The organism is Spirosoma spitsbergense DSM 19989, from assembly GCF_000374085.1.
GTDB lineage: Bacteria > Bacteroidota > Bacteroidia > Cytophagales > Spirosomataceae > Spirosoma > Spirosoma spitsbergense.
In genome coordinates, this window is sequence record NZ_KB893563.1 from 1 (window position 1) to 12,671 (window position 12,671).

Below are 12,671 nucleotides of genomic sequence, written 5' to 3' on the forward strand. Positions count from 1 at the left end.
TTGGAGTTGGCAAAATAGTGTAATTCGAGTCGGTGTATATTCGACCCGCTGCACCTGCAAATCAGGCAAGGCTAAAAGCTGTTGGTAGAAGTCGGTTTCCTGCATAGACCAAGTTAACCACAAGAATTGTCAGAGTACCAAAGAAATTGATTGGCAGGTAAGCCTATGTGCCAACGGTTATGTACCTGACGGCACATGAACCACCACCGAAATTCCCTACCGACGCTACGCTGTTTGGCCCCTACGGGGCCTGTAGTAACCCTAAATTCACGTTTTAGAACTCTCAAACTCTACCCCATGCACATTGAACACCTCGCCATCTGGGTTCGTGATCTGGAACGGACGCGACTCTTTTACGAAACGTATTTCGGTGCTGCGGCTAATGATAAATACGTCAACTCCCATAAAGGTTTTTCTTCCAATTTCCTGTCTTTCCCCGATGGTGGACCGCGCCTGGAACTGATGCAGATGACGGGGGTAGCGGATAGCCGGAGCAACGGGGTCGATCAATTCATCGGGCTAACCCATCTGGCCTTTTCAGTGGGTAGTGAAAGCGCAGTGGATTCCCTGACGGAACGATTTCGGGCAGATGGCTTCACAATCGTGGGCGAACCCCGCCGAACGGGTGATGGCTACTACGAAAGTGTCGTGCTGGACCCCGAAGGAAACCAACTGGAAGTAACGGCCTGAACACAGTTTTTTTACAGTTGAACCGGCTCTTCTGTTGATTTAACGGCCATCGTCTTCACTTTTGTTTCTTCCTTCTGCTCGCGCCGGTTGAGAATATCGAGGATGATCTGCGTCATGTATTCACGCTTATTAAACACGATATCGTGGCGGTTTTCGGGGAGTAAAAACTGCTTCACCTGAGCGTTGACCAGATGGTGCTCGGCAAATGACACGTTGGTGGGGTAAACCAGCTCATCGCGCTGGCCATGCAACATCGTGATATTTGCCCGAATTTTGGGCCAGTCGGGCAGTATAGCTTCCAGCGCTTTCCGGTGCGCCAGTTTCTCATCGTTTGCCAAACGGAGAAGCGGAGAAACGCACCAGTAAATCAACGGACTATCGGCCAGATAACTGATTGGATACGTCCGCTCCAGGCCCGGACCCAGCGCCGAGGAAACGAAAACAACGTGATCGACCAGGTCGGGGTTGTTCATGGCTAACCGGGCAGAGACAGATCCTCCGTACGAAGAGCCGACAATCATCAAAAAAGGAGCTTTCCGATACCGGTCAATGAGAGGTTGCAGGAACTTAGCCTGGTTAATGATAGAGGTTTCGACCCGGCCGAAATCGGAGTAACCATAACCCGGCCGGTCCACTGCCACCAACTGCGCCTTGTTCAGCAACAGCGTATCCTTAAAAAACTTATCGAAAAAGGACAGGGAACTGGGAGCACCGTGTACAAACAAAATAACGGGTTTCGCCGAATCGCCTTTCAGGGCAGGGGTTTCCAGAAACCGAATGGTACGTGGCTTTTCTCCCGGTTCACCAGCAACGTGGTAGTAGTGTACGGCTGGGCGAATGCGTTGATCCTTGAATTCTTCCGCTAACTCTCTGTCCGTTTCTCGGGAATCTACAAACCAGGCTGCTCCTACCACACAAATGATCAGACCAAATGCAATCAGTAAACTCCAGCAGACGATTCGGAAAAAGCGTTTCATACCAAACATTATCTATAAACTCCCTTAGGCAAATTGTCGTCAAAGATTCGTTTCCCGTTATCGTATAAATGGGGCAACTCTTTGATCACCAATTCGCTGCGCTACCTATGGCCTCTTAGTTGTATCGGGGGGCACAGGTGGAGCAAAGGGCAACGTCTCTATAAAAGTTGAGTCTATTGGATCTCCTTCGGAACTGGTAGAGTCAGACTCTTCAATAATTTCCTCGTCACCGGAAGGACCACAATTTAAATAATTTTTCGTGATACCATCGGGTTTAGGAAAAGGCCCCTGTAAACCCTTGAACTTCGGGTCTGCATACACTTTCTCCAAAAAACGCCCGACCAGTGGCATCGCGGTTTTAGCCCCCTCGCCCAAGTCGGTTGACCGGAAGTGAATACTCCGGTCATCGCCCCCTACCCAGGCTCCTACCACCAGTTTGTTGGAGACACCCACAAACCAGCCATCAGAGTTGTTGGACGTAGTACCGGTTTTGGCCCCCATCTCGTTATGATTCTTAAACAAATTATAAGACCATAAGTTTTGCGATGTTCCGCCGGATTCCTGCAAACCACCCTGTAGCATATAGCGCATCAGAAAGGCCGTTTCGGAACTGATAGCCCGTTTGTGTTGACTCGTAAACGTTTCAATAACGTTACCCTCCCGGTCTTCGATACGCTGCACGATGATAGGCTGGGTCGATTCACCATCGTTAACAAATGTGCAATAAGCACTTACCAGTTCATATAACGACACGTCAGACGAACCCAGCCCAATGGATGGAACGGGATCCAGGCGACTTTGAATACCCATCCGGTGCGCATATTCGGCCACTCGTTCGGGGCCAACGTCATCCGTCAGCCGCGCCGTTATGGAGTTGACCGAACGCGCCATAGCCCGGCGCAGGGTCATGTTCGAGTAGGTATAGTAACCGGTCGAGTTGCGGGGCTCCCAAATTTTATCTTCTCCATTCTCGCGGTATTCTTTGCGGAAGGGCCGGTCCTGAATGCGGTCGCAGGGGCTGAGGTTAATCAGGGTATCGTCGATGGCGGTGGTATACACAAACGGTTTGAAGGTTGACCCCGGCTGTCGTTTACCCTGCTTCACGTGGTCATATTTGAAATAGTCGTAGTCCAGTCCCCCTACCCACGCCCGAATGTAACCCGTGCGCGGGTCCATGGCGACCATTCCCGATTGCAGAAAATGTTTATAATAAGCGATTGAGTCGTAAGGGGTCATGGTGGTGGAGTCATAACCGCGCTTACTGTCCCAGCTAAACACCCGCATCTTATACTTCTTATTCTTCATATAGTACATGACAGAGTCCGGATAAAGCGGCAGAAAGCGTTTACTCAGCGTCTTATAGCGTTCGGTACGCCGGGCCACCGAGTCGATAAAACCGGGCAGTTCATTCCCTTTCTCATCCGTCCAGGGGTTACGACCTTCCCAGTGGTTATCGAACGTATGCTGCAACTGCTTCATCTTCTCCCTGGTTGCATCTTCCGCGTAGCGCTGCATCCGGGAATCTACCGTTGTAATAATACGCAGGCCGTCCCGGTACAGGTCATACCCGTTTTCTTCGCCCCACTTCTTTACGTAGTCCTGAACAGCATTTTTGAGGTAACTGGCCGGGCCTGAGTATGGGTTTTCGGGTGTATATTCAGTCTCAAGCGGCAAAGCACTGACAGAGTCGGCCTGTTTTTGGGTCAGAAAGTCGTATTTCGCCATTTGCCCCAGTACTACATCCCGGCGTCGGCGTGCATTTTTAGGATTTTTTAACGGATTGTAATACGTAGTTGCTTTTTGCAAACCGACCAGAACGGCCCCTTCCTGCACACTCAGGCTATCGGTATCCTTGTTAAAGAACGTCCGGGCGGCTGTTTTTAACCCAAACGCGTTGCTACCAAAATCAACCGTGTTGAAGTAATAGGTAATAATCTCATCCTTCGTGAAGTTACGCTCCAGCTTCAGGGCCATCAGCCACTCCTTGGATTTGTAAATAACCTTCCGAATGAGCGGAATTCGGGTCAGTATCCCGGTTTGTGATTTCCGACGCGTTTTAAAGAGATTCTTGGCTAGCTGCTGTGTAATCGTTGACCCTCCTCCGTCGCGTCCTAAACTGACAACTGCCCGGCCAATGGCCCGGGGATCAACGCCTATGTGGGAGTAAAAGCGGGCATCTTCCGTCGCAATCAGGGCATTGATAATTGACTTCGGGATGTTTTCAAATTTGATCGGGGTCCGGTTTTCTTCGTAGAACTTCCCGATCATTACCCCATCCTGCGAATAAATCTCGGAAGACTGGTTAAGTTTTGGATTCTTAAGTTCCTCAACACTAGGCATTTCCCCTGTCAGATACAGGAAATTATTGTTGAGAATAAAAACATAGATGCCTGTTAACAAAAACCCCCACAGGAACACTTTCGTCGCGTTTTTGAAGTAAGGATAATACCACGAATCAGGATCGATGTACTGAAAAATAAACGAGCGAAGACGGTCGCGGTACGCATGATACGTGCTAAGCCAGGCATTAACCCGTTCTTCACCAGCAACCCGTACGATTTGTCGGCTCACTCCGCGTCTAACATTGCCAAATTGTACACGGCGTTGTCGAATTCGTTGTCGGAATGTCCCAAAGGCGTGCCGAACAGCGCGGAATCGCTCCCTATGTTGACTCATGCGTTTTTTTCTAAAAGACTCTCATTTATTTCTTAATCGACTGCCGAAGGATGCGACACCACCCAGCGAAAGAAGGGTACTGTCATGCATTCAAAGCGGGGGCCAAAGATACTAATTTTCAGCCGATGTGATGTACAAAAGCCGGACTGCTACAGACGGTCCGGCTTCTATATAACGGTGTCAGTGCGGTTATATGTCTGTTTACTTCTTTTCAAATGTCATAGCCACACCATTCATACAGTACCGGAGTCCCGTAGGTTTGGGACCATCGTCAAAAACGTGACCCAGGTGACCGCTGCATACGCTGCACAGTATTTCGGTGCGAACCATCCCGTACGATTTGTCCTTCTTCTCGATCACTGAATTTTTAGCAATGGGAGCGTAAAAGCTTGGCCAGCCGGTTCCGGAATCGAATTTGGTATCGGACGAAAACAGGGGGTTATGGCAACCTGCACAGTAGAACGTACCATGTTGATGGATGTCATTCAGTGGGCTGGAGAAAGCCCGCTCGGTACCGTGCTCACGCAAAATAGCGTACTGGTCGGGGGTCAACAGCTTCTTCCATTCCGCATCAGTTTTAACAACTTTCCGGGGCTGGTCGTCGTCAGCTATACTTTTGGGCTTATCGGCATGCCGCACATACGTAAACGCAAGGCTGACAAGTAACAGAGCGGGCAGAGCAATAAAAAGAATGTATTTCATGCGTTTGTTATTGAAGGTTACTAATTATTCGTTGAGCTTTCGGTCTGAAACAGTTCATCCTTGACCGTACAAAAAAAATGTCAGCACAGGCCATTCATGGAGGCTGTGCTGACTAAATAACAAAAAAGAAGCATAGCTCGTTCAGGCCTTCACCGGCGATACAGCCAGCAGGGTAGACATAGTTGGCGCAGGGCTACCGCCCCGTTTCTCAACGGTTACCGCAAAAGCGTCAGCCCGTGCAATCGAGCGATTCAGGGACTGAGTTGCCGAACCATTCACATCAAATACGCCTGCATCAACTGGTTTACCATCAACCAGCGCCCAAAGCTGATACTGTTTGTCGGCAGGCAGGGCCGGCAATGACTTAACATTAACCGCAACCTGCTGCGTATCAGCACTCCAGAAAACAGACAGATTACCCTCAGGAGCCTGCTCATTGCCCTTCAATTCTATCCTTTTCAGTGCTGGTTGACTCAGGAGGGCGACAACCTGGTCTGACTGTGCCTGATCCGCTTTTAATTTACCGGCTACTGTTTTCAGGCTATCATTTCTAGTGCGAACGGAAGCCAGCGCATTCTGATTGGTACGCAGTTGCGAAAGCAGAAAGAACGAGAAAAGTAACATGGCAAGTCCCATACAGGCTGCTACAATCCACGTAGTCCGGTGGGAATTGGACGCAGACATATCTACCGGCATCGGCCGAACGATTGTATCACTCTCCTGTTCTTCGTCGGCTTCCTCATGACTGGTAAAGTCAAGTTGTTGAAGCAGTTTATCCTTGATGGAGGCCGGCGGCTCAACACTATGCAACATAGCATATTGTTCGATAGCCTCTGACAGTAGGTCAAGTTCACGCCCCACCTCTGGATAAATAGACGAAAGGCACTCGACCTCGCGCCGTTCCTGGTCGCTTACCGCACCCATGACGTAAGACTCCAGTATTCCCGACGCTATATATTCAGTAACGTTCATATTCAGATTGATCAAGTACAGTCGTTATCGAAACAACTGTTTCAGTTCCTGCAACGCGGCCCGTACCCGGGTCTTTACTGTTCCAAGTGGCAGGTTAAGTTTTTCAGCAGCCTCTTCGTGGGTATATCCCCCGAAGTAAACCAGGTCAATTAATTCTTTTCGTTCAGGCCTTAATTGGTTTACTACATCCTTAAGACCGATATGCTCGGGTTTGGGCTGCTCCGTGTTGTGTTCCTGATCAACAATATGTACGGTCTCGGCGTCAGTTCGGATTTCGGCGAAGGGTTGTGTTTTACGGGCTCGTAACGAATCGATAGCTGTATTGCGGGCAACATTCAGCATCCAGGTAAACAAACGGCCTTTAGTGGCATCGTATGCATCCAGGTTTTTCCATATTTTGATGAAGATATCCTGTAAGAGGTCAGCAGCCTGTTCGTCGTCACGTACGATGCGTAACACAACACCATACAGAGCTGGTGAGTATTGATCATAAAGCCACTGGAAAGCCTGCTGATCGCGCTGGATAAGCTTTTCGATCAGAACGCTTTCTGATACTAAAGAGGACTGGCGTTTCACGCAGAGAATGTTAAGGTGGTCAAATATAGAGAGAATTTTAAATACGAAGGAATTTATAGAAGCCAATAGGCCGTATAAATCAACATTATAATCGGCCTGTTAACGTAACCGGACTAACCACCAATGAGGTCAGTCCGGTTTATGTAAGGAAAAAGAGACTGATGAGTCGTTATTAACTAAATAACTCTCTGCCCTATACGACCGCACTGTACTTCCGGTTGCTTTACCTGAAGGCAGCCGCTCCTTCTTTCGTCAGCAGAACGGCATCGATTCCGTAAACAACCCCATTCTGCTGGCGGCTTCCTGTGTCTTCCACATGAGCTACACCGCCCTGTTCATCCGTTAACTGAATACGACCATTTGCCCCGAGTTGAGCAGTGAGGGTACTACCCAACAGCGTTTTAAGCTGCGCCTTGCCCCCACCTGCTTTTATTTTTTGAGATAAATCATCCGAATTCATGGAACCACTTACCACATGGCCGGATAGCAGCTGCTTCAGGGCATCCCGGTTGCTGCCATCCAGCAAACCACCCTGCACGGCTGTGGGTAATTTTTTGAAGGCGTCATTGGCAGGGGCGAAAATGGTGTAAGGGCCGGTACCTTTCAACACATCGAACAAATCTGACGACTGAAGGGCGTTCTGAAGCGTGATATAATTGGGCGATGAAGCCAAAAAGTCACCAATACTAGTGTTCCGTACGGTACTACCCGATTTTACGGCGGGCGTTCTGGTTGTTTTTGCTCCCTTGATGGCCTCAACTGCCCCCGCATCAGAATTAGCAGTACTCGTGCCTGTGCTTGTTTTTACACCGGTTGATTCCGTCTCTACTTGCAGCGCCTTATCCGTATTCGGATTACTACCCACGCCCGTTGGCGCGTTCATGACGTTATTACTATTGTAGTTCGTTACGTTACTGTTATTGACCGATGTGCCATCACTGGCCGAACTCTCCCGATAGCGGGCGTTCTGTACCGATGTATTGGTGGGTGTATCCTGGGCATTCGACCGCTGCGCCTTCCGGTTTCGCTTCATGGATCGTTTTTGCATACGTGCCGATTCCCTGGCAGCCATTGAATCGGGTGCCACAGCGCCCTGTGGTCTGGTAGAGGAAGAAACCGTTCCGGCAGGCGTTGTCTGTGCCTTCCCCGGCGTAGTGATCAGCGCAATTCCCAGCGCGAGCAGGCCATAAAGTGGGGTGATTTTCATAACGTTGTAGCTTGTTTTAACCTTATCTGAGTATACTTTTCTAACCGTTGTTAACCCAAAAAGTTTGTTGACAGATGCATATGTTTACGCAAAGGCCGGTAGATTTGCCGCTGTCTCAACAAACCAGAAACCACGTTTATGCAATCCATTCTGCCCTTACCTACGCAACCGCTCAAGCCTGGTACCAGCACCGGGCAACAATTCTGGCATACCGATGCAGCTAAAACCATCGACTCCTATTCACCCGCCGATGGCCAGTTGATTGCCCGCGTAACCGAAACGACCCGCGCTGATTACGACCGGGTTGTGGAAACGGCACAGGCTGCTTTTGCCGAATGGCGGCAGGTTCCGGCACCCCGCCGGGGCGAAATAGTGCGGCAGATGGGCGAACAGTTCCGGCATTACAAACGCGAACTGGGCACGCTGGTGAGCTACGAAATGGGTAAATCGTTGCAGGAGGGACTGGGCGAAGTGCAGGAAATCATCGACATCTGCGATTTTGCCGTGGGGCAGTCGCGTCAGCTTTATGGCCTGTCCATGCATTCCGAACGGCCCGCCCACCGGATGATGGAGCAATGGCATCCGCTGGGTGTAGTCGGCATTATTTCGGCGTTCAATTTTCCGGTAGCTGTCTGGTCCTGGAATGCCATGCTGGCCTGGGTTTGTGGCGATGTATGCATCTGGAAACCCTCCGAGAAAACACCCCTCACGGCGCTGGCCTGTCAGCAGATTATCGGCGACGTACTACGGAATAACAACGTACCGGAAGGCGTATCGTGCGTGATCACCGGCGGACGAACCACGGGCGAGTGGCTGGCCCGCGACCCGCGCATCGCGCTGGTGTCGGCTACCGGCAGCACGCGCATGGGGAAGGCGATAGCCGAATCCGTAGCCGGACGATTGGGCAAAAGCCTGCTCGAACTGGGTGGTAATAACGCCATTATCGTTTCGGAACACGCCGACCTCGATTTGGCTATTCCCGCCATTGTGTTCGGAGCGGTAGGCACGGCCGGACAGCGGTGTACCACTACCCGCCGGATTATTGTGCAGGAACGTATATATGGGGACGTAAAAGACCGGCTCAAACGTGCCTACGCCCAACTGCGCATCGGCAATCCCCTGGACGAATCGTTCCACGTAGGTCCCGTTATTGATCAGTCGGCGGTACACAGTTATCAGGTTGCTGTTCAGGAAATCGGCGAAGCGGGCGGTCAGTTTATAGTAGAGCCGGGTGTACTGGATGGACCGGGATTTGAATCTGGTTGCTACGTGAAACCCTGCATTGCCGAAGCGGAAAACAGTTGGCCGGTCGTGCAGCGCGAAACCTTTGCGCCTATTTTGTATCTGCTCAAATACACAACGCTGGACGATGCCATTGCCCAGCAAAATGCCGTTCCACAGGGTTTGTCTTCCGCTATTTTCACGCTCAACCTGCGCGAAGCCGAACGGTTCCTGTCCGTAGCCGGGTCAGACTGTGGCATTGCCAACATTAACATCGGCACATCGGGCGCCGAAATAGGCGGAGCGTTTGGGGGAGAGAAAGAAACGGGCGGTGGCCGTGAATCCGGCTCCGATGCCTGGAAAGCCTACATGCGCCGACAAACCAACACCATCAACTACGGCACCACCATGCCCCTGGCGCAGGGCATCACGTTTGAGTTGTAGGACCAACAAGAACAGGCTGTCTGGAACGATGTCCGTTCTTGTTCCAGATAGCCTGTTCGTATATGATTACCATTCACATCGACGAGAAAGACTCCAGCCTGCTGGCTGTATATTTCCCCACTGATACCCTGGGCAACGACCTGGTACGCAACGTACCGGGTCATCGTTTTAGCTACTGCAACGGCAGCCACGAAAGTATCCTTACCACCATGCGCTACACCCCCGTTACGGCCGACAAGATCAGCACCTTTAAAAGTCCGCTGGATGATCTGTAACGTCGTGCAGTCGGAGTAGTGGCCGTAGCTGGGAGAGACTGAAAAATTTGCTTTTCAGTGTATAGCGTTTCATACATCTGCGATTGCACCGAATCTCTCCCCGCGATGTAATCCGGTACAGTTCTTTGTCGTCGGCAAAGAAATAGGTTGGGTATCCCTCAATGTCCCAAACCCGTTTGGGAAAACGTAATTCATACCTTTTAATCACTTCGTTTGGAAGTATAAAACCTAGCGCATTTATTTGTTACAAACATACTGAATGTATATCGTCTTAAAGAAGCACGGAACTAAAAGTGGCTGATAATCAAGGAGAAGTAGTTCCGCGATGTTTCGCACATATACTTGTTGTGCGCATTGCTTCACGATGCTACGCGCTGCAATGCCTATGCCGTGCTGTTGTCAACAGGCTACCTGGTGAGTATGCCGCCTTGTTAGCTTTTCAGAACGCACCAGCGGGGCTACTACGCTCTATCAGGATTAGCGCGGGCGAGTGGAGGGGTGAGAGTGTGCGGGGTGAATCCGGCAGGGGAGTTGGTTCAGGGGTAAGGAGGGTGCTATATTTTAGTTGTATTATAATAATTGATATTAATTATGAAAATAAGAGATACTTTTGCCTGCATATTGAATGATAGCACAAAGCCGTTAATTTAGGTAAGACGGTAGATGATAGCTATACGGCTAATTTCTCTTTATTAAATCATGGAATATGAAATTCGGTTGTCTGGTGCAGAAGAAGATAATGGGGCTATTGAATTTAGCCGCCTGACAAGTCTTGCCAATGGGGTAAAGAATATTGCTAGGGGCGCACTTCAGATTAGGTTAAACGGATTTAGTAGATACAACAGGAAATCTGCATCTATAAAGATGCAGGATGCCCTTAAAATAAACCTGATTGGTCTCAAGGAGAATGATTCAACCGTTCTATTAGTTGAATGCAATCCATTTAGCGAGTCACTACAAGGCATTCAAGGGGAAGTTTTCAACCCGGCACTGTTAACAACTTTACCGGCATTGACACCGATGTCTCTATTTATGGAAGCATTCAGAGAAGCCCTATCCGCTAACAGTAGTGATGGGACATACGAATGGCTTGACCGACCGCTTTTGACTGACTTAAAGAACTTTAGAAAAATTTTCTTAAATAAAGAAGAAGTAATAGGCTTTTCAAATAGAGGCTCAGTACCTGAATTGAAATTACATCAGTCAGATTTTGAGAGAATAAATGTATTAGAAGAATTAACGCCCGAATCTAAAGAGATAATGATTGCTGGCCGATTAGACGAATTAAAGTTTATTGGATACAGGGTTCGACTTGAAACACCGAATGGACCCGTAAATGGTGTTGTAAAAGACAGCATGAAGCATGAAGAGGTTAGTTCGTTCTGGGGTAAACATGTTACAGTTATAGGCCGGGGGCATTACAAGCCCAATGGTAAACTTTCATTTATTGAAATTAGTCGGATAGCAGAATCATCATCACGGGATGCACTTGTATTCCGTACAATGAAAGCCCAATCTATCGAACAGCAGATTGAAAGCCAGCTAAAGGCAGGGCAAAACTACAATAGGTTAAATGAATTGGTAGGGCAATGGCCGGGTGACGAGCCGTTAGACAAACTTCTTTCTCAATTGTCAGAATAATGCGATTCTTGTTGGACACAAATATCCTCCTTCACTTGCTCCGAAAAAGTGACCTGTACAAAGAGACTGACCGAAGACTTGCGTTATCTAATCCGGAAAATATAATTATTATCTCAACTGTCTCTAAGGGTGAGTTAATGGCGCTTGGTAAAAGAAACAATTGGGGAGAAGCAAAGCTTGTTGGACTGAGCAGCCTAATGAATAGACTTATTATAGTTGACATTGTGGCAGAAAATGAAGTAATGTTTGAAGCATATTCTGCAATGGATTGCTACAGCCAAAATACTGTCACTGGTGACCCTTTACCGAAAGGTTATACTGCACGGAAAATGGGCAAAAATGACCTTTGGATAGCGGCAACGGCTTACTTGACAGATGCCACCTTGGTAACTACAGATGGAGATTTTGAAAATTTGGCAATCAAACACATAAGAGTAGAACACATACTTTCTTAGTATTGCTAACTTTTTCATGCCCACCCCAAATCTTCCACTTCATCCCAGAACTCCCTTATCTTATCCGAGTCCGGCAATCCTGCCATGAACCAGGTATAAAGCCCTGAGAAGCTACCGAACTGTTCACCCTGACAAAAGATATGCGACAGGGTAGATAGGCTCTCAGAATCCATCTGACAGGCTTCTAAATCAACAATAGGTACGTGTTGGTTAATCATAGCTTTATGTCCAGTTAGCGAGTTGAATCTAACGGGTACTTGGTAAGGGGCACCGTCCTGTATATGCGCATAGAGTCTGGCAGGGCACCGGGTAAGTGTGCAGGCTTTGCGCCCAACATGATGAGGGTGTAAAGGCTCCGGGCTAGCTTGATGCTGGTTTAGTGGGTTTTGCCCCGTCGCCTTTCAGCCCTTGTTGGCGTTGGGTGAACCGGCCAAAATGGGATTTCGGGGGGATGCCCGGTCGTCGGCTTTGCTACGTCGTAAAAACGGACAGATGTTGTTGGTAACAGCGGTCAACTCGCAGGGGCTGCGACTAAACGAGTGCCTATTACCGGACCACGCCAATTAACCAGAATATACATAGCTGATTGACAACCATTCCCGGGCCGGATTCAGGTAATACCTACGGTACATCCTTTCCTCACTGCCGGGCGCAAGAAACACTGTATGAAGCCAGGAGAACGGGAGGATTAGCGTCGGCTACGGACAGATTGCTTTCGGTGAAAACGGCTATTTATCCTAAGTTCTTGCGTGAATAAGCATAGGCCGCAGCCGTAAAAGTCAATTTCGTTACCCATCGTAATAAACGCTAAAAGGAAAAGTTAGCCTTAATTAGT

General features: G+C 49.1%; 12 protein-coding genes. 5 read left to right on the top strand and 7 right to left on the bottom strand.

Features of this window, described 5'->3' with window-relative positions:
* Positions 1-297: 297 nt before the first annotated feature.
* Positions 298-690, top strand: coding sequence for a VOC family protein (locus tag B157_RS0121440; RefSeq protein WP_020605362.1), 393 nt, complete (start codon positions 298-300; stop codon positions 688-690).
* Between the two features lie 11 nt (positions 691-701).
* Here the strand turns inward: B157_RS0121440 and B157_RS0121445 are convergent, their stop codons facing one another.
* The 6 genes from B157_RS0121445 to B157_RS0121470 form a co-directional block, all read right to left on the bottom strand.
* Entirely contained in the window at positions 702-1,667 is a 966-nt protein-coding gene (locus B157_RS0121445) for an alpha/beta fold hydrolase (RefSeq protein ID WP_041952232.1), read from the bottom strand.
* Between the two features lie 105 nt (positions 1,668-1,772).
* On the bottom strand, positions 1,773-4,343 hold the full coding sequence (locus B157_RS0121450; protein WP_026308867.1) for a penicillin-binding protein 1A: 2,571 nt from the start codon (positions 4,341-4,343) through the stop codon (positions 1,773-1,775).
* Positions 4,344-4,544: 201 nt separating this feature from the next.
* A complete protein-coding gene (gene msrB / locus B157_RS0121455) occupies positions 4,545-5,045 on the bottom strand; it encodes a peptide-methionine (R)-S-oxide reductase MsrB (RefSeq protein WP_020605365.1) in 501 nt (166 codons plus the stop codon).
* A 141-nt stretch (positions 5,046-5,186) separates the two neighbouring features.
* Positions 5,187-6,017, bottom strand: coding sequence for an anti-sigma factor (locus B157_RS0121460; protein ID WP_020605366.1), 831 nt, complete (start codon positions 6,015-6,017; stop codon positions 5,187-5,189).
* Between the two features lie 24 nt (positions 6,018-6,041).
* Positions 6,042-6,593, bottom strand: a complete 552-nt coding sequence (locus tag B157_RS0121465) for an RNA polymerase sigma factor (RefSeq protein ID WP_020605367.1) — start codon at positions 6,591-6,593, stop codon at positions 6,042-6,044.
* A gap of 223 nt (positions 6,594-6,816) precedes the next feature.
* Positions 6,817-7,800 carry a fasciclin domain-containing protein gene (locus B157_RS0121470; RefSeq protein WP_020605368.1) on the bottom strand — a complete coding sequence of 328 codons (984 nt, stop codon included), beginning with the start codon at positions 7,798-7,800 and terminating at the stop codon, positions 6,817-6,819.
* Positions 7,801-7,938: 138 nt separating this feature from the next.
* Here B157_RS0121470 and amaB point away from each other — a divergent pair, with 138 nt between their 5' ends.
* The 4 genes from amaB (at position 7,939) to B157_RS0121490 (ending at position 11,836) form a co-directional block, all read left to right on the top strand.
* Complete coding sequence (gene amaB / locus B157_RS0121475; protein WP_020605369.1) at positions 7,939-9,465, top strand: L-piperidine-6-carboxylate dehydrogenase; 1,527 nt, start codon at positions 7,939-7,941, stop codon at positions 9,463-9,465.
* A gap of 62 nt (positions 9,466-9,527) precedes the next feature.
* On the top strand, positions 9,528-9,740 hold the full coding sequence (locus tag B157_RS39835; RefSeq protein WP_020605370.1) for a hypothetical protein: 213 nt from the start codon (positions 9,528-9,530) through the stop codon (positions 9,738-9,740).
* 699 nt (positions 9,741-10,439) lie between these two features.
* On the top strand, positions 10,440-11,381 hold the full coding sequence (locus B157_RS0121485) for a hypothetical protein (protein ID WP_020605371.1): 942 nt from the start codon (positions 10,440-10,442) through the stop codon (positions 11,379-11,381).
* Positions 11,381-11,836, top strand: a complete 456-nt coding sequence (locus B157_RS0121490) for a type II toxin-antitoxin system VapC family toxin (protein WP_020605372.1) — start codon at positions 11,381-11,383, stop codon at positions 11,834-11,836. Before B157_RS0121485 ends, B157_RS0121490 begins: the two co-directional genes overlap by 1 nt.
* Positions 11,837-11,850: 14 nt before the next feature.
* On the opposite strand, the gene B157_RS38445 is transcribed toward B157_RS0121490, so the two are convergent.
* On the bottom strand, positions 11,851-12,054 hold the full coding sequence (locus tag B157_RS38445) for a hypothetical protein (RefSeq protein WP_020605373.1): 204 nt from the start codon (positions 12,052-12,054) through the stop codon (positions 11,851-11,853).
* Between the last annotated feature and the right edge of the window lie 617 nt (positions 12,055-12,671).

Coding starts and splice junctions, on each gene's coding strand:
- B157_RS0121440 (WP_020605362.1), top strand. CDS start 298: ATGCACATTGAACACCTCGCCATCTGGGTTCGTGATCTGGAACGGACG.
- B157_RS0121485 (WP_020605371.1), top strand. CDS start 10,440: ATGGAATATGAAATTCGGTTGTCTGGTGCAGAAGAAGATAATGGGGCT.
- B157_RS0121470 (WP_020605368.1), bottom strand. CDS start 7,800: ATGAAAATCACCCCACTTTATGGCCTGCTCGCGCTGGGAATTGCGCTG.
- B157_RS39835 (WP_020605370.1), top strand. CDS start 9,528: ATGATTACCATTCACATCGACGAGAAAGACTCCAGCCTGCTGGCTGTA.
- B157_RS0121460 (WP_020605366.1), bottom strand. CDS start 6,017: ATGAACGTTACTGAATATATAGCGTCGGGAATACTGGAGTCTTACGTC.
- B157_RS38445 (WP_020605373.1), bottom strand. CDS start 12,054: ATGATTAACCAACACGTACCTATTGTTGATTTAGAAGCCTGTCAGATG.
- B157_RS0121450 (WP_026308867.1), bottom strand. CDS start 4,343: ATGAGTCAACATAGGGAGCGATTCCGCGCTGTTCGGCACGCCTTTGGG.
- B157_RS0121490 (WP_020605372.1), top strand. CDS start 11,381: ATGCGATTCTTGTTGGACACAAATATCCTCCTTCACTTGCTCCGAAAA.
- msrB (WP_020605365.1), bottom strand. CDS start 5,045: ATGAAATACATTCTTTTTATTGCTCTGCCCGCTCTGTTACTTGTCAGC.
- B157_RS0121445 (WP_041952232.1), bottom strand. CDS start 1,667: ATGAAACGCTTTTTCCGAATCGTCTGCTGGAGTTTACTGATTGCATTT.
- amaB (WP_020605369.1), top strand. CDS start 7,939: ATGCAATCCATTCTGCCCTTACCTACGCAACCGCTCAAGCCTGGTACC.